The following is an 18,086-nucleotide window of genomic DNA, read 5'->3' as shown; positions in this document are numbered from 1 at the left end:
AGCGTGTAACTAAAGCAGGGAGAGAAGGATGCGGCAGCAGTGGGGCCTGCGAGCAACGGCACTCGCAGCGACAGCAACGGCGCTTGTCGGTTGCTCCGTGGGCGGCGATGACGCAGACGCATCGGGAACAGGCGAGTCGTCGGCCGTACCTGCACCTCAGAAACTGCTCGCACTGGACGAGTTCGCAGCGCTCAACGCACTCACGCTCGGGGTCAAGCCCGATACGGTCTTCGCCACGCTGCAGTCGCAGGCGGCGAAGGAGATATTGCAGAGTGAGGGGATCGAGGTCGTCGACAAACCGACGTTCTTCCAATCACCAGATGTGGAGCAGATCGCGGCCGTTCATCCTGACCGAATCCTGCTCAGTGATGTCGGCTCGTTGACGTCGATCACCGTGCAGGCCAACGAGATTGCCCCGACGACGGTGCTCGCCTATGCGGCGCCGTGGCGCGAAGTTCTGAATACCGCGGCGACTGCACTGGGTCGAGAGTCCGAAGCTCGCGAAATCGTGTCGAGGCTCGAGACCAAATTTGCCGAAGTATCCGGAACGGTCGAGGCGCAACCGCAGACGCTGTCAGTGCTGGTGGGATTCTCCGGCGGCATCTACACCGTCATCCCGGAGTCGCCGATGTCCTCGATCATCGAGGAAGCCGGTTTCGGGCGCCCGCAAGCCGAACTCGACGCGAAGATCGGCCCCAACACAGGTGTTGCCACGTCTTCGGTGTCCGGCGAGGAGGTCGGACAGCACGCGGCGGACGCGATGGTCGTGACCTCGGGCAACATCTACGACGGCGCTCTAGTTCACGCAAATCCACTGTTCAACGAGATCTCCGCAGTGAAGGCCGGACGCACGGCAGACGTGAGCGGTGAACTTTGGTTCGGCAGTTATCCTTTCGCGGTCTACTGGATCCTCGAAGACCTCGAGGCTCTTGCCGATCGCACTCTCACCGGCGCGGAACTCCAAGGCCGCATCGCATCCGACGCCGACGCAGTAACCCGATGGAAGGCGTTCTCGAAATGACGACGACACAGGCTACGAAAGCAGACATTTCATCTGAAGAGGCCGACGCATCACAAGGAGCGACGGCCGAAGCCTCGCAAGCCAAAGCTGAAGCGGCGGCGCACAAGAGCGCGCTTCGCGAACTCCTTGCGCCAGTTCGTACACGGACCACCATCGCGATGGTGATGCAGGTGATCGCCGCGGTCGCGGCCATCGTGCCGTACGTGGCCATCGCCGAGTTGGGTAAGACGCTGATCGTGGGCGGCGACATCGACTCGTCTCGCGTCTGGACGATAGTGTGGGTGGTCGTCTTCGGTCTGGGTATGCGCGCGTTCTTCGGAGGCGGTGCATTGATGGTGACGCACTTCGCCGATGTCAATCTTCAAGCTGTGCTTCGGCGTCGAATCGCAGCGACACTCGGTCGACTTCCACTGGGCTGGTTCACCTCCCACTCGTCCGGAACCGTGCGAAAAGCCGCGCAGAACGACATCTCCGATCTCCACTACCTGGTTGCGCACAGCGCCGTCGAGACCGCCGGCGCCATTGCGGTGCCGCTCGTCGGGCTCGGCTACGTGATCTCGATCGACTGGCGTCTGGGATTGGTCGCGATTGCCACCCTCCCGATCTACATGATCGCCTACGCGATGATGACCAAGGACATGGCCGTCAAGATGAGCCGGATGAATGAGGGCATCGCGGCCATCAGCAACACCATCGTCGAGTTCGTCACCGGCATCGCAGTGGTCAAGACCTTCGGTCAGGACAAGCAGTCACATTCTCGATACCGCGACGCTGCCAAGGCGTTTGCCGTCTCGTACGAGGGCTGGGTTCGCCCGATGCTCCGGACCGAGGCGCTGGCCTCGATTGCGTTGAGCGCACCGGTTGTGCTGGTGGTCAACCTTGGCCTCGGCTCGTGGTTCGTTCACTCCGGATGGGTGTCACCCGTCGATGTGCTGACCAGTTCTCTTGTCGCGATGGTGATTCCGGTGTCGGTGACGACCATCGGTTTCGGTATGCAGGCTCGCCGTGAGGCAGCCGCCGCTGCGGCGCGACTGATCGCGCTGTTCGCAACCGACGCTCTGCCGGAAACCGATCATCCGAAAAAGCCTGTGGGGAACGAAGTTCGATTCTCCGGAGTTTCCTTTGCATACGACGACGGCGCCGACGTCCTGTCCGACATCGATCTGACGCTGCCGGAGGGCACGGTGACGGCGTTGGTCGGACCTTCGGGTTCGGGTAAGTCGACGCTGGCAACGCTGGTTCCGAGGTTCCACGACGTGCGTGCCGGATCCGTGGCCATCGGTGGTGTCGACGTCAGGGAAGTCGCTACCGACGAGCTGTACCGCCACGTCGGATTCGTTCTGCAGGACGTGCAGCTGGTCGAAGCGACCGTGCTCGACAACATTCGGCTTGCCCGACCGCAGGCGACTTCGGCCGAGGTGAAGGCCGCTGCCGCAGCCGCGCAGATCGACACCCGAATCGAAGCGCTCCCGAGGGGGTACGACTCGGTGGTCGGGGTCGACGCCAGATTCTCGGGTGGTGAAGCCCAAAGAGTCTCCATCGCGCGTGCGATTCTCGCGGACACTCCTGTTCTCGTGCTCGACGAGGCAACCGCGTTCGCCGACCCGGAGTCCGAAGCCGATATCCAAGAAGCGCTGTCGCGCTTGACGGTCGGCCGCACGGTGCTGGTGATCGCGCACCGGTTGGCTTCGATTGTGAGTGCCGATCAGATCGTGGTCCTCGACGCCGGACGGATCGTGGAGAAGGGCACGCACGATCAGCTCGTGGCGAGTGGTTCAACCTATGCCCGGATGTGGGCGAGTCACAGTCGGGCCGACAGCATCGCAGGTACGTCTGACGCAGCAGGAAAGGCCAACTCATGATTCGCGACCTCTTCCGGATACTCGGCCCGCAGAATCAGGGCCGATATCGCGAGTTCCTGGTGTGGGCAGTGTTGTACGGCGTGATGCAGGGTTTGGCAGTGGCGCTTCTGGTCCCTGCGGTGCAGGCACTGTTCGATCAGAACTGGGGCAGTTTCGTTCGGTGGCTCGCCGCCATGGCCGTATGCGCTGTGATCAGTTCGATTGCGCACTACCTGCAGGCGATGAAGGGCTTCGAGTCGGCCCTCACTCTGCTGCGGACGATGCATCTGCGTCTGGGAGATCATCTCGTCACTCTGCCGCTCGGCTGGTTCGGCGCCGGCCGACTCGGGCAGGTATCGCAGGTTGCCAGCAAGGGCACCATCTCGGTGATGGGGGCGGCTGCGCACCTGATGACACCGATCATCTCCGGAATTGCCAGCCCGGCAACCATTGTCGTGTGCATGTTGTTCTTCGACTGGCGGATCGGGCTCGCGCTGGTAATCAGCGTTCCGATTCTCTTCGCGGCAGCACGATTTGCCTCGATTATGACTGCCAAGGCCGACGATCGGGCCCATGCAGCGGCCGTCGAATCGAACAATCGAGTGCTCGAATACGCGCGTTGCCAACCGGTCCTGCGTGCTTTCGGACGCACCCACGGGGTGTACGAACCGCTCGACGACGCGATCGAAGCGCAACACACTGCGGGTCGTTCACAACTATGGTTCGTGGTGATCGGGTCCGTGGTCAACGGGATCGCCCTGCAATTCGTGTTCTCTGCCGTGATCATCTTGGGCGCGTTCCTCGCGCTCGGCGGCGACATCGATCCGGTCACGTTGATCGCGCTACTCGGACTGACCGCACGGTTCATCCAGCCGCTGGGTGAGATCGGCGAGTTCGGCGGTGCAATCAGAATGGCACGCAATGAAATCCGGCGAATGTCCGAGATCCTCGAAGTTGAACCAATGGTCGAACCCGATACCAGCGGGACGGCGACGGGGGAGACGGCAGTGCAGTTCGACGCCGTCGACTTCGGATACGCGGACGGTGGGCAGGTTCTGCGAAACATCTCCTTCGACGTGCCACGGAAGTCGTTGACGGCGTTGGTCGGTCCGTCAGGGTCCGGCAAAACGACCGTCACCCGGTTGATCTCGCGCTTCTACGACGTCGACTCCGGTGTGGTGCGTGTCGGCGGCGTCGACGTGCGGGACCTCACGAGTGCCGATCTGATGTCGCAGCTGTCTCTGGTCTTCCAGGACGTGTACCTCTTCGACGACACGTTGATCGCGAACATCCGCCTCGGCCGCCCCGAAGCCACGGACGAGGAAGTCTTCGACGTAGCTCGGATCGCGGGCGTCGCGGAAATCGTCGAGCGGCTTCCGCGGGGTTGGGACACCCGTGTCGGTGAGGGCGGGACGGCACTGTCCGGTGGAGAGCGGCAGCGGGTCTCCATTGCGCGCGCACTCCTCAAACGCGCACCTGTCGTTCTGCTCGACGAGGCGACGGCCGCGCTCGATCCCGAGAACGAGGCACACGTGCAGCGTGCGATGCAAGAACTCGCCAGGGAAAGCACACTGCTCGTGATCGCTCACAAACTGTCGACCGTCGTGGCCGCAGATCAGATCATCGTGCTCGGTGACGACGGATCGATCGTCGAAGTGGGAACCCACGAAGTTCTGCTCGCAGCCGGTGGGAACTACGCCGCGTTCTGGAACCAGCGCCACCGTGCGTCGGGATGGCGGTTGGTGGCAAGCTGAGCAGAATGCAGACCGGAAAGAAGACGGGGCGGCCGCCGACGTTGTCGACAACGGACATCGTCGAGGCCGCCCTGGCCGGTGATCTGAGTGAACTGACGATGCCGAGCGTGGCAAAGCGGCTGGGCGTCAGTCATTCTGCACTTTATCGCTACTTCGCAGACCGCGAAGCGCTGCTGCGTGCCTGCTCGGATCATGTTGTGCGTCAGACTGTATGGCCCGATACGAATCGTCCGTGGCGCGAATTCCTGAGGGATTTCTGCGACGTTCTGTGGTCCTCGTTCGAGCGCTATCCAGGTCTGGCCCAGGTCGGTCTCGCAGTTCCGGGCACGCCGCCGGCGATAATCGAGATCGTGGAGAAACTGGTCGGTTCGTTGACTGCGCAAGGCTTCACACCCCACGATGCGATATTGGCGGTGGACTTCATCTCCGAGGTGACGATGACGCAGTTCGCAATGATGGCGGCGATGGACAAGACCGTCAGCTCCGCCGATTCACGTTCCGCGCGACAGGCGTATCAGGAAAGTTGGAATGCATCGGAGTCGTTGATCGAGGGTATCGGCGACGAATCGACGTGGCACGGGCGAGGTTGGTTGGACGAGAAGATCACGATCATGCTCGACGGCCTGGAAAAGCGTGTTATCGGCTGACATTTCTACTAGCTTTGAGAGTAATGCCCGTTTCGGCGTGATACAGGCTAATGTGCACACATAGGACGGGTGGTTGCTGCACCGGGAGGCGGGGATCATGGATCTCGAAGCGATTGTTCTCATCCAAAGACTCAAGTACCGATACGCACGCGCCTTGGACACCAAATCGTGGGTCGAATTCGCCGACACTCTGACCGTCGACGCCACCGCGATCTACGGAGAACAACTCAGTTTCGATTCCCGAGATTCGTTCGTCTCCTTCCTCGAGAACACTCTCGGATCACACATCATCACCGAACATCAGTGCGGGCAACCCGAGATCGACGTCGACGGAGACACCGCAACCGGGATCTGGTGCCTCGCGGACACAGTGGTCATCCCCGAAGATGGCATGCTGCTTCGCGGATCGGCCTTCTATCACGACAGATACACCCGCTGCAGCGACGGTGAATGGCGAATCTCCCACACGAGCTACGAGCGGACCTGGGAATCGGTGGTGGCGCTCGCCGACATGCCGAGTTTCCGATTGACGTCCAACAAGTGGGCGCTGCTGCAGCAACCGTCGTTCGGCGACTCGGTAGTTCGCAACGTCTCCTGAGGTCGCCCGCGATTAGAGTCGGCTCATGGTTGATGCAGATTTTTCGCTGCCTGACGTACGGACGTGGATTCGCGGTATCCCCGCGCTGACCGGAACTCCGCCGCCCGCGCCCGAGTGTTTTCCGGAAAAGCCGGGGGAGTTGTTCCTCGACTGGCTCCGTGCGGCCGTGGCCTTCGGCGTCGTCGAGCCACACGTGTGTGCGCTCTCGTCCGGGGACGGCGACGGTATGCCTGATTCTCGCTTCCTCATCCTCAAGGACGTGACCGAGGGTGGGTTCTGGTTCTCTGGTTCAGCTGCTTCGCCGAAAGGTGTTGAGCTGAAAGAAAATCCGCGAGCATCGCTCGCCTTCTACTGGCGCGAGACGGGTCAACAGATCCGGATTCGCGGAACGGTTCGCGAGGGCGACGACGCACTTCGACGCCGAGACTTCGTCGAACGCTCCGTCACGGCGAGAGCGGTGGCGACGGCAAGTGAGCAGAGCGAGGTGCTCGAAGACTTAGGGGCGTACGACACGTCGGTGGCCGCTGCGGAAGCAAGAATCAGCGACGACCCAGGGTTCGTGTCGGAGGACTGGCGTGCGTGGTGCCTCGAGCCGGAGTCTGTCGAGTTCTGGCAGGCAGACTCCGGGCGTCGGCATCAGCGGTGGTTGTACCGGCGCGGCTCGGACCGAGCATGGACACGAGCAGTGCTGTGGCCCTAAGGGGCAGCTGGGCCCAGATCAGCTCGCGCTGATCTCCGGCGATACGAGGTTGACGACGATCGACTGTCCGCCCAGTTTGGCGTGGATTTCGGGATGTTCGAACCCCGAGGACAACAGGTAGCTGCCGAGCATCGTGAGCAACTCGTCCAGATCCGTCGTGGGATCGGAGGAATGTGCGCTCGAGGGTGAGGCCTGATTTGCGATGAGTTCGGTGTGGGTGAGTCGACCGGCCACTCGAACGGCGGCTACGCCCATCGCGTCGCGACGTACGACGGTACGACTCCGAGTTTCGAGCGTCCTCGATGATTCGCGTGTTGAAGCTGGCACTGAAAGGTCCTCTCCGCTGCTGTGTGCGGCCGTGGTTCGGGCAGGAAGCGGAAACGTGAATGCATCGGATTGCTTGGGCGCGGTCGACAGAAAATCCGCTGTGGCGGTGGCACTGCTGGAACCGTTGCTGGTGGAAAGGTTGCTCCCAGAACCATTGCTTGCAGAACCATTACTTGCGGAACTATTGGCTCTCGATCCGTTGCCGGAACCGTTGGGGCCCGCTATTCCGTGAGAATTCTTGTCTTCCATTGTTTCGCTCCTGATGCCCGTAAACAGACCGCCGGTTTGCTTAATCGACGCAAACATACCAGGAGTTGGTTTACGGTCACACCCCTTGTGGAGTTCGGCGTTGAATGCGCAGCCACATTGCGAAGCCCCACAGGACGAAGAATGCATAGACCAGATAGAGGATCGCCGAAGGGTAATAGCCGGCTCGGAAAAGAAGCGGAACACCAACGGCGTCGACGCCGATCCAGATGAGCCAGAATTCGGTCCAGCCGCGAGCCATGCCGTATGTCGCGAGGATGGAGCCGGTGAAGATCCAGGCCTCCGCCCACGCTCCGTACGAGCCGAGGAGGTCGAAGATCCAGGCGAAAGCGATTGTGCCGCTGGCCATGACGGCGATCATGGCGACGCGCTCGCGAGTTGTCGCCCAGTGGGGCAGGACTGCGCGACCGGAGTCGCGTGCCCCGCGTCGCCACTGAGTCCACCCGTAGACGCTGACGGTGATGAACAACAACTGACGGCCGGCCTGGCCGTAGAGATTGAGCTCTTGCGGAGTGTGGAAAAGTGCGCCCATGAACACCGTGAACAACAAGGCATTTCCGGCTATACCGACGGGCCACGCCCATACCGAGCGTCGCGCGCCCGCGATCGCGGAGCCGATTCCGAACGCGTTTCCGATGATCTCTCGCCAGAGAATCGTGGCGCTGCCGATGTGCAGTTCGGCGTCGAACAGCGCCTCGATCAGGCTCATCAGTCCGCAGCAGCGACGAGGGGTTCGAGCGTCAGATCCGGGAGTTCCTTCTGGATGTACTGCAGGCGCCACTTGTCACTGACCAGGGCGAGCAGAACACCGTCGGAACGGGTGAAGACCTCCACACCTCGTTGACGGTTCAGTTCGACCTCGGACGCGGCGTCGGTACGGCGAGCCAATGCGTAGCCGAGCGGTTCCATCTTGGCCTCGACGTTGAACTCGGCCTTCATGCGCGCTGCGACGACCTCGAACTGCATCGGGCCGACAGCCGCCATGACGGGGGAGGCGTCGCCGCGGATGTCGTTGCGGAGAATCTGGACGACGCCCTCGGAATCGAGTTGGTCGACAGCACGGCGGAACTGCTTGTACTTGCCGGCGCTTTCGGCGCGCAGGATCGAGAAGTGTTCCGGCGCGAACGACGGGATCGGCGGGAACTCCACCTTCTTCTCGGTGTACAGCGTGTGGCCGGGTGCGAGTGCGGTGGCGTTGACGAGGCCGACGACGTCGCCGGGGAACGCGGATTCGACGGTGGAACGTTCACGTCCGAACACCGTCTGGGCGTACTTGGTCGTGAAGGGCTTGCCGGTTTGGGCGTGTGTGACAACCATGCCGCGCTCGAACACGCCGGAGACGATGCGCATGAACGCCAGACGGTCGCGGTGCGCGGTGTCCATACCGGCCTGCACCTTGAAGACGACCGCACTGAACGGATCGGTGACCTCGCGCGGCTTGCCGCTGAGGTCTTCGCGCCCACGCGGCGGCGGCGCCAATTCGACGAGGGTGTCGAGGATCTGGCGGACGCCGAAGTTGAGCATCGCGGACGCGAAGATCACCGGGGAAGTCTGACCGGCGAGGAACATCTCCTGATCGTGGTCCTGGCCGGTAGCGGAGAGCAGTTCACTCTCCTCGGCCGCGGTCTCCCACTCGGAGCCTTCCTTGGCGAGCGCCGCGTCGGCGTCCATGACCTCTTCGGGGGCGATCTTCGCGCCGCCTGCGGTACGGGTGAAGCGGACGTACTCGCGAGCCTCACCGTCTTCACCGCGCCGCAGCAGTCCGCGGAAGTCGCCGGCGATGCCGACCGGCCAGTACAGGGGGGTGGGTGTGAGGCCGATCCGTTCGCTGATCTCGTCGAGCAGTTCGAGAGGAGTCTGACCGGGACGGTCCCACTTGTTGATGACGGTGATGACCGGAATGCCGCGGTGACGACACACCTGAAACAGCTTGAGCGTCTGCGGTTCGAGGCCCTTGGCAGCGTCGATGAGCATGACCGCCGCGTCGACGGCGGTCAGGACGCGGTACGTGTCCTCGGAGAAGTCGGAGTGACCGGGGGTGTCGACGAGGTTGATGACGTTGATCTGCTCGTCCGGGGTCTCGGAGGAGTGGTAGTTGAACTGCAGTGCGGTGGAACTGACGGAAATGCCGCGGGCCTTCTCCATCTCCATCCAGTCCGAGACCGTCGACTTGCGGCCTGCCTTGCCGTGGACGGCTCCTGCCTCCGAGATCTTCTTCGCGTGCAGTGCCAGCGCTTCGGTCAGCGTTGACTTTCCGGCGTCGGGATGCGAGATGACGGCGAAGGTTCGGCGACGCTCTGCCTCGGCGGACAGGCCCTTGGTCGTCGTCGTGACCGCGACCGACCCGCTCTCGGTTGAATCGGGGCCTTCGGTGTCGGACTGGACAGTCGAGTCGGAAGGGACGGTCGAGTCGGACGGGGTAGTCAACGAAGAACCTCTCGAAGTGGGCGTCGGTGCCGGCGACGTGCCGGTGCGCGGACAGGTGGAGAGTGCGGCAGCACAACAGAGAAAGGATACTCGCAGACCACGATGCAATAGCCACTGCGGCGTAACACTCGGCGAACGATCGCTGATTATCCATGTATGTGTGTGTTCGAACACACAGCCATTTGTGTCCTGCGAAGAGTTGCACTGATCGAAGAGTGACACTGACCGAGGAGTTGCGTTGAGCAAGTTCACCGAAGAGATGTATGCGACCGCCGCAGTCACCGACCGCGGCCTGGTGACGGGAGAGCCGGACAACGCTTTCCGTCAGACCTGGGGCGACATCCACCAGGAGGCTAGGCGCATGGCCGGCGGCCTGGCCGAGGTCGGTATCGATCGCGGCGTCGCGATCGGCATTCTGGCCGGACAGCCCGTCGACATCGCACCTGCCTGCCAGGCGACGTGGATGCGCGGTGCGTCGGTGACGATGCTGCATCAGCCGACCCCCCGAACGGATCTGGGCGTCTGGGCTCAGGACACCGAGACTGTGATCGACATGATCTCCGCGAAAGCCGTCATTCTGGGTGCGCCCTTCGACGCGGCCAAGCCGCTCCTCGAAGAGCGTGGCATCACCGTCGTGACGGTGGACGAGCTTCGCAGCGGAACGTCGATCGATCCCGTGGAGACGGCCGAATCGGATATCGCACTCCAGCAGTTGACGTCCGGTTCCACCGGTTCGCCCAAGGCCGTGCAGATCACGCACGAGAACTTCTACACAAATGCCTACGCCATGATCAACCGCATCAAGTTCTCCATCGAGGACGACGTGATGGTGAGCTGGCTTCCGCTCTTCCACGACATGGGCATGGTCGGCTTCCTCACGGTTCCGATGCAGGTGGGCGCAGAGGTCATCAGCATCACGCCGATGGATTTCCTGCGCACCCCGGTGCTGTGGGCCGAGCTGATGGGCAAGTACGGCGGAACTGTCACCGCCGCACCGAACTTCGCGTACTCGCTCTTGGCTCGTCGACTCGCACAGGCGGAAGACGGGGCAGTCGACCTGTCCAGCGTCCGATACATGTGGAACGGCGCCGAGCCGGTGGATCCCGACACGATGGATGCACTCGCCGAGGCCGGTGCGCGTTTCGGTTTGAACCCGACTGCGCTGGCGCCCGTGTACGGAATGGCGGAAACCACGCTCGCCGTGTCGATTCCGGATCCCGATCAAGGTCAGGTCCTCGACTACGTCGATCCAGACTTTCTCGAATCGATGTCTCGAGCGGTGCCGTCCAATCGCCCCAACGCTCGTGCCCTCGCCACACTCGGCAAGATGGTGCCTGACCTCGAGGGACGCATCGTCGACCGTGACGGTCAGGTGCTTCCGGCCCGCGGTGTCGGAATCATCGAGGTTCGCGGCAAGGCAGTCACTCCCGGGTACGTCACGGTCGACGGACACAAGCCGGCCCAGGACGACGACGGTTGGCTCGACACCGGTGACGTCGGGTACTTCACCGAGGAAGGACTGGTCGTGGTGTGCGGGCGTGTCAAGGACGTCATCATCATGGGCGGCCGGAACGTGTACCCCACAGACATCGAACGGGCGGCCGGAACCGTTGCCGGTGTGCGACCCGGAAATGCCGTCGCGATTCGTCTCGACGCCGGCCAGAAGCGTGAGAGCTTTGCAGTCGCCGTCGAGACCAACGCGTTCGAAGATCCGGAAGAGGTCAAGCGTATCGAACGCGAAGTGGTCCACGCCGTGGTTGCCGACGTCGGTGTCCGACCTCGCGCCGTTGCGGTCCTGGGTCCCGGCAGTATCCCGAAGACGTCGTCGGGGAAGCTCCGCCGCGCGAATTCGGCTGCACTGCTGGGTAACTGACCGTCAGTGCAGGCGGTTCTGTGCGGCTTCCAACCCGAGTTCGAGCAGTAGCTCCACTGCATCCGCAGCCTCTTCGCATACGAGATCGAGTTCTTTTCGCTCCGTGGACGAGAACGGCTTGAGAACGTAGTCCGCCGGGTCCATGCGGCCCGGCGGACGACCGATCCCGACGCGCGTGCGCAGGTAGTCCTTGGTGGTCAACGAACTCGAAATGGACCGCAGGCCGTTGTGGCCGCCTTCGCCGCCGCCGAGTTTGAGTCTGATCGTCCCGAAATCGAGATCCAGTTCGTCGTGGACGACGATGATGTTCGCGGCGTCGACCGAGAAGAACCGCGCGAGACCGGCGACAGCGCCACCCGAGAGATTCATGTACGAGCGTGGTTTTCCGAGAATCACGCGCCGGCCGGCGAGGCGACCTTCGACGATTTCGGCACCACTCTTCTTGTGTACGTTGAACTTTCCGCCCATGCGCCCGGCAAGGGTGCCGGCGACCATGAAGCCGACGTTGTGCCGGGTCTTCTCGTACTGGGGGCCGGGATTACCCAGGCCGATGACGAGGGCGGTATCTGTGCTCAACGGACGCTACTTTCTGGCTTGATTTTTCCTGCTACGCACGAACGGCGCGTCACTCCGAATCGGAATGACGCGCCGCGCGCAGTGAGTTCTGTTGGAACCGAGAGGATCAGGCCTCTTCTGCAGCCTCGTCGGCGGCGGGAGCTTCTGCGCCCTCTTCGAGGTCTGCCTCGGTGGGTGCAGCAACGACGTTGACGATCAGGGTGTCGGCGTCAGCCTGCAGGGTCGAGCCCTTGGGCAGTTCGAGCTGGCTGGCCAGGATCTGGGTGCCGATCTCGAGACCCTCGACCGAAACCTCGATCTGCTCGGGGATGTGAAGCGCGTCGGCCTCGATGGAGATCGTGGATGCGTCCTGCGCGACCATCGTGCCTGCAGCAGCATCGCCGACGACGATGACGTTCACGTCGATCGTGACCTTCTCGCCCTTCTTGATGACGAGGAGGTCGGCGTGCTCGATGTAGTTGCGGATGGGGTGCACGACGACCGACTTGGTCAGTGCAACCTGCTCCGTGCCCTCGATGTCGAGGGTGAGGATGGCGTTGGTGCCGTGTGCACGGAGGATGGCGGCGAAGTCGCGAGCCGGCACATTGAGGTGGCGGGGATCTTCACCGTGGCCGTACAGAACCGTGGGGACCTGGCCGTCACGACGTGCGCGGCGAGCTGCGCCCTTGCCGAATTCGGTGCGGACGACGGCGACGAGGTTGTTTTCTTCAGACATGATGAAACGGCTCCTACAACTCACGGGGTTCGTGCTCGGTTTACTGACGTGTGGTTTTGCCTGCGGCAAGGCGGACAGGCGCGCACACGGCCAGGAGCGAAACGCTCGAGCTGAGCCGTAGCCGCGTCGATCACGGTAAACCTGCAACGTGTGGAACTGCTGCGATTCACCCTCGCCGAGACAACTTTGGATACGTTACCGGAGTTTGCTCCCGGCCGCTAATCGCAGGTGGTGGGGACCTGGCCGTGTGGACGTGGTTCGCGTCACATCGAAAGCGGTAGCCTGACGGAGTGACCATCGTGGGGAACGCTCCCGAAGGCAGTCGGCTCGGTGCCGTCGTGCCGGGTACCGACCTGTCGCAGCATGCTCGCCTACTCAGTCGGGTGCACGACGCAGTTCTCTCCGGCCAGGAACCACCGGCGCAGCCGCGGACCGTCGTGGCGCGGTCGTGGTCGAGGGTGGCCGCCGGCGGGCTCACGCCGGATCACTGCGGTGCGTCTACTGTCGCCGATTTCTCCGAGTTGGAGGCGAGGCGTTCGCGTACCGCGCTGCGAAGCGTTCTGCCCGAACTGCGAACCACGCTCACCGAGGTCGCCGAGGACGCGGGCTTCATCGTGGTCGTTGCCGACGCCGACGGTGTCCTGCTCTGGCGCGAAGGGGCGAAGACCGTCAAACGTGCGGCGGACGCTCTCGGGTTCGCGGAAGGCGCACGCTGGTCGGAGCAGTCGGTGGGGACCAACGCGATAGGTACCGCGCTGATCGAAGACTCTGCGGTGCAACTCTTCTCGGCCGAGCACTATGCGCCCACGCATCACAATTGGTCGTGTACCGGCTCGCCTGTGCACGACCCACGGACGGGCGAGATACTGGGCGTGGTGGACATCAGTGGATCCGCAGCTTCGGTGCATCCCACCACCGTCGCGCTGGTGCGCACCGCGGTTCGCCTCGCGGAGGCGACGCTGTGGCGCGAGCACGCAGCTTCGCTCGAGCGCCTGCGCTCGCGCGCGGCGCCGTTGTTCGCGGCAGGAACAGGTCCGGCATTGGTGGTCGACGAGTACGGCTGGGTGGCCGGCGCCAGCGGGATTGCCGCGCCTGACCGCGTGGCAGCACCCAGTGCGGGAAAGCCCGTCATCGTGCCAGGTCTGGGGATGTGTCTGCCTGAGCCGCTCGGAGACGGCTGGCTGTTGCGCACCGGCGTCGGCGGGCCGTTGATCGAGCTGGAGCTGGCCCTCGGCGCATCGCCGCAGGTGACGGTGCGTGGTGACGCCAACTGGACGCGCGCGCTTTCGCCGCGTCACGCTCAGATCTTGCGGGCACTGGCAGCCGTCGGTTCGGCAGGTGTGGATGCCGCAGGCCTGAGCGAAGTGCTCTTCGGTGATCGCGAGCATGTCGTGGCAGTGCGCGCCGAGGTGTCCAGACTGAGGAAACACCTCGGCGCGGTCCTGCAGACTCAGCCGTACCGCTTTGCCGAGGGCGTGCGAGTTGTGGTGATCTAGCGCGCCGCGCTGATTCCGGCACGACGTCCGAAGAAGCTGCCGTCGCCGAGACTTGTCCCGCTGGCGTAACCGCCCGCACAGACACCGGACGTGCAGCGACCCGCTGCGAAAAGTCCGGGGATCGGCGCACCCGAGACGTGCAGAACCTCGGAATCGACGGTGGTCTTCAATCCTCCCAGCGTGAATCCGCCTGTGCGGCCACGGAGATCGATTGCCGCGAACGGGCCGACGATCGGCTTCACCCACTCGGACTTCTTGCCGAGCACCGGATCCGAACCTTCAGCCGCGTGCCGGTTGTAGAGGTCGACGGTGGATTGCAGCGATCCGGCGGGCAATCCCATCTCGCCTTCGAGTTCCTCGACGGTCTCCGCCACCCAGCTCGGCTGCGCCCGCAACTGTGCACTGGACGATTCGGCATTCATGCCTTCCTCGTACGCAGCTTCGTCGATCACGAGGAATGCCTGGTTGTCCTGCTGGAACAGCGTGGCCTGGCCGACGCGGCCGGGGTAGGTGTCCTCGGGGATGTATCGCTGACCGCGGCCGTTGACAAGAATGCCGCGCACCATCAACTGCGGGTCGCAGAAGAACGCGACCTCGGTGGCGTCCATGTGTGCGGTGTCGGCGCCGAGTGCCTGACCGATCTGGATTGCGCGGCCGTCGTGCGCCTCGATGGAGGCCGCCGGGTGGCCGAAGATACGCGGTGCGTTCGAGCGCACCATCTCGTTGTTGTACGCGAAGCTGCCCATCGCCAGCACGACGCCCTTGCGTGCGCGAATCGCGACGTCTTTGCCGTAACGCTTGGCGACGACGCCGACAACCCGATCGCCGTCTACCACCAGAGTTTGGACGCGCAGATCGTATTCTGCTCGGACACCGAGCTTTTCGGCCGTCTCGACGAGTGGCTTCATCAGCATGTAGCCGCCGCCCTTCTCGCCGGTGTTCTTCTCGGACATCTGCGGAACGTGTCCGCGGGGCGCGGGATCGACGAGGGTGTTGAACGGCGCGGCGTTCTCGCCTCCCGAGTACATCAGGCCGTCGTCGTACGGCGGTTCCCAGCCGGGCTGACCCCAGAACGATTCCTTGAACGGGACCCCGGCGTCGACGAGCCAGTTGTAGTGATCGACGCTGCCCTCGCAGTACGCGTCGATCTTCGTATCGTCGGTTCCGGGGCCGAGCGCTGCCTTCATGAACGTCTTCATGTTCTCGACCGAGTCCTCGAACCCGCACGCCTTCTGCAACGGCGTTCCACCGCCCAGGTAGATGAATCCACCAGCCAGTGACGCGGCTCCGCCCCAACCGCCCGTCCGCTCCAGGACGAGCACCTCGGCGCCGGCACGCGCTGCTTCGATCGCAGCGGTGACGCCGGCGATGCCGTATCCCGCGACGACGACGTCGGCCTCGTAGTCCCAGGTGGTGATGTCGGCAGCGGAGATCGGTCTGACGGTGGGGTCGGCCATGCGAATAGTCCTCTCGGAAGGCGAAACTGCTGATCACCCCACAGTTGCAGTTTCGACTTCCACAGATCAGGCATGGTCCCGGTCAACGGGAGGTTTGTAATCCCCTGACCGCGCACAGAAATGTGTCCAGGTCGGCTTCGTCGACGAAGTAGTGCGGCGATGCGCGAACCACGGCATCGAGCCCGCGGGCATCCATGTCGAGGAGGGTGGACCCGCGACCACTGACGGTGACGGTGATGTTCTGTGCTGCAAGCTGATCCCGAACCAGGTGCTCGGAAATACCGTCGACGGTGAAGGAAACGATGCCGCTCAGATGGGTTCCTCGATCGCGGACTTCGACTCCGGAAATCGCTGCCAGACCTTCCCTCAGCGTGACTGCTCGGGATTCGATCTGCTCCCACGCCGTGTCGGTGCCGATCGTGAGCAGATAGTCGGCGGCGACGCCGAGACCCAGGCGCGCAGCGACACTCGTTTCCCAGAGCTCGAATCGTGTTGCGTCCGGTGCGGGTACGAAGCTGTTCTCGCCGGTCCATTCCGCTCCGTGCAGGTCCATCGCAGCGGGTTCGAGTGCGTCGACGAGTCCGGGGCGGACGTACAGGAATCCGGTTCCGCGTGGCCCGCGGAGCCACTTGCGGCCGGTTGCGCTGAGGGCGTCGACGCCGAGTTCGGTGACGTCGATGGGCAATTGGCCGAAGGACTGGCATGCGTCGAGCAGAACGAGCGAGCCGTGGGCCCTCGCGAGTTCGACGACCTCGCGGACGGGGTTGATCAGGCCGCCGTTGGTGGGGACGTGGACGACGGAGACGACGCGAACCCGATCGTCGAGCATGTTCTCGAGTGCGTCGAGGTCGATGCGTCCGTACTGATCGCTCGGGATGATCTCGACGTGGGCACCGGTCGAACGCGCCCGCCCCAGTGCAGCGATGGCGTTGCTCGCGTATTCGACTCCGCTGATGAGAATTCGATCACCGGGTCCGAGCGGAACGGCAGCGAGGAAGTCGTTCCACGCGCGGGTCGCGCTGTCCGTCAAAGCGATATCGGTTGCCTGAGCACCGATGACCCGGGCCAGCGAATGGGGAACAGCAGCGAGGGCGCCGCTCTGACGAGCAGCTGCGACGTATCCGCCGACGTCGGCTTCACGTCGCAGGTGCTCGATCATCGTGGTCAGCACCGGCTCGGGCGGGAGCGAGGATCCCGCGCTGTCGAGGAACACCTTGTCGAGGCATCCGGGAGTGTCGCGGCGGATCGTGTCGAGATCGAACATGGCACCTTCCGTTCATGTCGGTGTGGTTCAAACTACCTGTGAACGAAGCTGTCCCGATGGAGCGAAGGCTGGGCACGGTCGATGCCGTGGTGATCGGCCTCGGCGCGATGATCGGCGCCGGAGTCTTCGTGGTGTTCGCGCCTGCTGCCGCAGTAGCCGGTACCGGGTTGCTTGTGGGCCTGGTGATTGCAGCGTTCATCGCCTACTGCAACGCGACGTCGTCGGCGCAGCTTGCGGCCAGATACCCCACTTCAGGTGGGACCTACGTCTACGGACGTAAGCAGCTCGGACCCTGGTGGGGGTTTGCCGCCGGCTGGTCGTTCGTGATCGGGAAGACCGCGAGCTGCGCGGCAATGGCTCTGACTTTCGCGACGTATGTTGCGCCTACGGCCTGGCGTGTCCCCGTCGCGGTATTGCTGGTGGCAGCGCTGGTTGCAGTCAGCTACCGCGGAGTCACGCGGACGGCGCACATGGCCAGGGTGATCGTCGCCGTGTCGACGACGGCGCTGTGTGTAGCGCTGGTGGTTGCCGTCGTCGGTCCTGGTGCGGTGCGCGAGTTCTCGGATCTCGCATTCGGGTCGTGGTACGGCATTCTGCAATCGGCGGGACTGCTGTTCTTTGCCTTCGCCGGGTACGCCAGGATCGCGACGCTGGGGGAGGAAGTGCGTGATCCGCGTCGAACGATTCCGCGGGCAATCCTGATCGCACTCACCGTCGCCGTCATCCTCTATGCGCTGGTAGCGGTGGTGCTGTTGGTGACGCTGGGACCTGATCGGCTGGCGAATTCGGCGCGACCACTGGCAGATGCGGTGGGCGCAGTCGGGTGGAGTTGGGCCGTTCCCGTAGTGGTGATCGGTGCCGCGGCGGCGTCGGCGGGGGCGCTGCTGGCTCTGATCGCCGGCGTGAGTCGTACGGCGATGGCGATGGCCCGCGAGCGCGATCTGCCAGTGGCCCTCGCTGCAGTCCATCCACGGTTCGGGGTCCCTCACCATGCGGAACTTGTGGTCGGTGCCGTTGTGATCGCCTTGGTCTCGACAACCGATCTTCGTGGGGTGATCGGCTTTTCGTCGTTCGGAGTGCTGCTCTACTACTTCGTCGCGAACGTGAGTGCGTACAGCCAACG

General features: G+C 63.6%; 16 protein-coding genes. 9 read left to right on the top strand and 7 right to left on the bottom strand.

Going from position 1 to position 18,086, the window contains the following annotated elements:
• Positions 1 to 28 precede the first annotated feature (28 nt).
• The 6 genes from RWT78_RS12490 to RWT78_RS12465 all read left to right on the top strand — a co-directional run bounded on the left by RWT78_RS12490 (position 29) and on the right by RWT78_RS12465 (position 6,561).
• On the top strand, positions 29 to 1,021 hold the full coding sequence (locus RWT78_RS12490) for an ABC transporter substrate-binding protein (protein WP_314675935.1): 993 nt from the start codon (positions 29 to 31) through the stop codon (positions 1,019 to 1,021).
• Positions 1,018 to 2,883 (top strand): ABC transporter ATP-binding protein, encoded by a 1,866-nt coding sequence (locus RWT78_RS12485; protein WP_314675933.1) that lies wholly within the window; start codon positions 1,018 to 1,020, stop codon positions 2,881 to 2,883. The genes RWT78_RS12490 and RWT78_RS12485 overlap by 4 nt, the downstream gene beginning before the upstream one ends.
• Positions 2,880 to 4,616 (top strand): ABC transporter ATP-binding protein, encoded by a 1,737-nt coding sequence (locus RWT78_RS12480; RefSeq protein WP_211917304.1) that lies wholly within the window; start codon positions 2,880 to 2,882, stop codon positions 4,614 to 4,616. Before RWT78_RS12485 ends, RWT78_RS12480 begins: the two co-directional genes overlap by 4 nt.
• 5 nt (positions 4,617 to 4,621) lie before the next feature.
• Positions 4,622 to 5,263 (top strand): TetR/AcrR family transcriptional regulator, encoded by a 642-nt coding sequence (locus RWT78_RS12475; RefSeq protein ID WP_244993139.1) that lies wholly within the window; start codon positions 4,622 to 4,624, stop codon positions 5,261 to 5,263.
• A 97-nt stretch (positions 5,264 to 5,360) separates the two neighbouring features.
• Positions 5,361 to 5,861 (top strand): nuclear transport factor 2 family protein, encoded by a 501-nt coding sequence (locus tag RWT78_RS12470; protein ID WP_003946235.1) that lies wholly within the window; start codon positions 5,361 to 5,363, stop codon positions 5,859 to 5,861.
• Between the two features lie 25 nt (positions 5,862 to 5,886).
• Positions 5,887 to 6,561 (top strand): pyridoxal 5'-phosphate synthase, encoded by a 675-nt coding sequence (locus RWT78_RS12465; protein ID WP_314675926.1) that lies wholly within the window; start codon positions 5,887 to 5,889, stop codon positions 6,559 to 6,561.
• Between the two features lie 18 nt (positions 6,562 to 6,579).
• Here the strand turns inward: RWT78_RS12465 and RWT78_RS12460 are convergent, their stop codons facing one another.
• The 3 genes from RWT78_RS12460 to RWT78_RS12450 form a co-directional block, all read right to left on the bottom strand.
• Positions 6,580 to 6,888 carry a hypothetical protein gene (locus RWT78_RS12460; protein WP_306669658.1) on the bottom strand — a complete coding sequence of 103 codons (309 nt, stop codon included), beginning with the start codon at positions 6,886 to 6,888 and terminating at the stop codon, positions 6,580 to 6,582.
• A 325-nt stretch (positions 6,889 to 7,213) separates the two neighbouring features.
• Complete coding sequence (pnuC, locus tag RWT78_RS12455; RefSeq protein WP_019744670.1) at positions 7,214 to 7,864, bottom strand: nicotinamide riboside transporter PnuC; 651 nt, start codon at positions 7,862 to 7,864, stop codon at positions 7,214 to 7,216.
• Positions 7,864 to 9,468, bottom strand: coding sequence for a peptide chain release factor 3 (locus RWT78_RS12450; protein WP_135000451.1), 1,605 nt, complete (start codon positions 9,466 to 9,468; stop codon positions 7,864 to 7,866). The genes pnuC and RWT78_RS12450 overlap by 1 nt, the downstream gene beginning before the upstream one ends.
• A 352-nt stretch (positions 9,469 to 9,820) precedes the next feature.
• On the opposite strand from RWT78_RS12450, the gene RWT78_RS12445 reads away from it, so the two are divergent.
• Positions 9,821 to 11,455: a fatty acyl-AMP ligase gene (locus tag RWT78_RS12445; RefSeq protein ID WP_003946224.1), complete on the top strand. Its 1,635-nt coding sequence runs from the start codon at positions 9,821 to 9,823 to the stop codon at positions 11,453 to 11,455.
• A gap of 3 nt (positions 11,456 to 11,458) precedes the next feature.
• On the opposite strand, the gene pth is transcribed toward RWT78_RS12445, so the two are convergent.
• Together pth and RWT78_RS12435 are read right to left on the bottom strand one after the other, a co-directional pair.
• Positions 11,459 to 12,031: an aminoacyl-tRNA hydrolase gene (pth, locus tag RWT78_RS12440; RefSeq protein WP_003946229.1), complete on the bottom strand. Its 573-nt coding sequence runs from the start codon at positions 12,029 to 12,031 to the stop codon at positions 11,459 to 11,461.
• 106 nt (positions 12,032 to 12,137) lie between these two features.
• A complete protein-coding gene (locus RWT78_RS12435; RefSeq protein WP_003946242.1) occupies positions 12,138 to 12,746 on the bottom strand; it encodes a 50S ribosomal protein L25/general stress protein Ctc in 609 nt (202 codons plus the stop codon).
• A gap of 290 nt (positions 12,747 to 13,036) precedes the next feature.
• On the opposite strand from RWT78_RS12435, the gene RWT78_RS12430 reads away from it, so the two are divergent.
• Positions 13,037 to 14,242 carry a GAF domain-containing protein gene (locus RWT78_RS12430; protein WP_191908640.1) on the top strand — a complete coding sequence of 402 codons (1,206 nt, stop codon included), beginning with the start codon at positions 13,037 to 13,039 and terminating at the stop codon, positions 14,240 to 14,242.
• On the opposite strand, the gene RWT78_RS12425 is transcribed toward RWT78_RS12430, so the two are convergent.
• Both RWT78_RS12425 and RWT78_RS12420 read right to left on the bottom strand, forming a co-directional pair.
• Entirely contained in the window at positions 14,239 to 15,699 is a 1,461-nt protein-coding gene (locus RWT78_RS12425) for an FAD-dependent oxidoreductase (RefSeq protein ID WP_277377453.1), read from the bottom strand. The two genes, RWT78_RS12430 and RWT78_RS12425, sit on opposite strands and share 4 nt — an antisense overlap.
• A gap of 82 nt (positions 15,700 to 15,781) precedes the next feature.
• Positions 15,782 to 16,963: an aminotransferase class V-fold PLP-dependent enzyme gene (locus RWT78_RS12420; RefSeq protein ID WP_314675921.1), complete on the bottom strand. Its 1,182-nt coding sequence runs from the start codon at positions 16,961 to 16,963 to the stop codon at positions 15,782 to 15,784.
• 14 nt (positions 16,964 to 16,977) lie between these two features.
• Between RWT78_RS12420 and RWT78_RS12415 the strand changes: the two genes are divergently transcribed.
• Positions 16,978 to 18,086: APC family permease (locus RWT78_RS12415; RefSeq protein WP_314675919.1), on the top strand; the 1,109-nt coding region annotated here is incomplete at its 3' end.

The organism is uncultured Rhodococcus sp. (assembly GCF_963525155.1).
In the GTDB taxonomy this organism is placed as follows: domain Bacteria; phylum Actinomycetota; class Actinomycetes; order Mycobacteriales; family Mycobacteriaceae; genus Rhodococcus_F; species Rhodococcus_F qingshengii.
This window is presented reverse-complemented; position numbering and strand designations above follow the sequence as displayed.

Excerpts from the sequence above, each read along its gene's own strand:
- RWT78_RS12490 (WP_314675935.1), top strand. The coding sequence starts at position 29 with ATGCGGCAGCAGTGGGGCCTGCGAGCAACGGCACTCGCAGCGACAGCA.
- RWT78_RS12465 (WP_314675926.1), top strand. The coding sequence starts at position 5,887 with ATGGTTGATGCAGATTTTTCGCTGCCTGACGTACGGACGTGGATTCGC.
- RWT78_RS12470 (WP_003946235.1), top strand. The coding sequence starts at position 5,361 with ATGGATCTCGAAGCGATTGTTCTCATCCAAAGACTCAAGTACCGATAC.
- RWT78_RS12475 (WP_244993139.1), top strand. The coding sequence starts at position 4,622 with ATGCAGACCGGAAAGAAGACGGGGCGGCCGCCGACGTTGTCGACAACG.
- RWT78_RS12480 (WP_211917304.1), top strand. The coding sequence starts at position 2,880 with ATGATTCGCGACCTCTTCCGGATACTCGGCCCGCAGAATCAGGGCCGA.
- pnuC (WP_019744670.1), bottom strand. The coding sequence starts at position 7,864 with ATGAGCCTGATCGAGGCGCTGTTCGACGCCGAACTGCACATCGGCAGC.
- RWT78_RS12425 (WP_277377453.1), bottom strand. The coding sequence starts at position 15,699 with ATGGCCGACCCCACCGTCAGACCGATCTCCGCTGCCGACATCACCACC.
- RWT78_RS12435 (WP_003946242.1), bottom strand. The coding sequence starts at position 12,746 with ATGTCTGAAGAAAACAACCTCGTCGCCGTCGTCCGCACCGAATTCGGC.
- RWT78_RS12420 (WP_314675921.1), bottom strand. The coding sequence starts at position 16,963 with ATGTTCGATCTCGACACGATCCGCCGCGACACTCCCGGATGCCTCGAC.
- RWT78_RS12485 (WP_314675933.1), top strand. The coding sequence starts at position 1,018 with ATGACGACGACACAGGCTACGAAAGCAGACATTTCATCTGAAGAGGCC.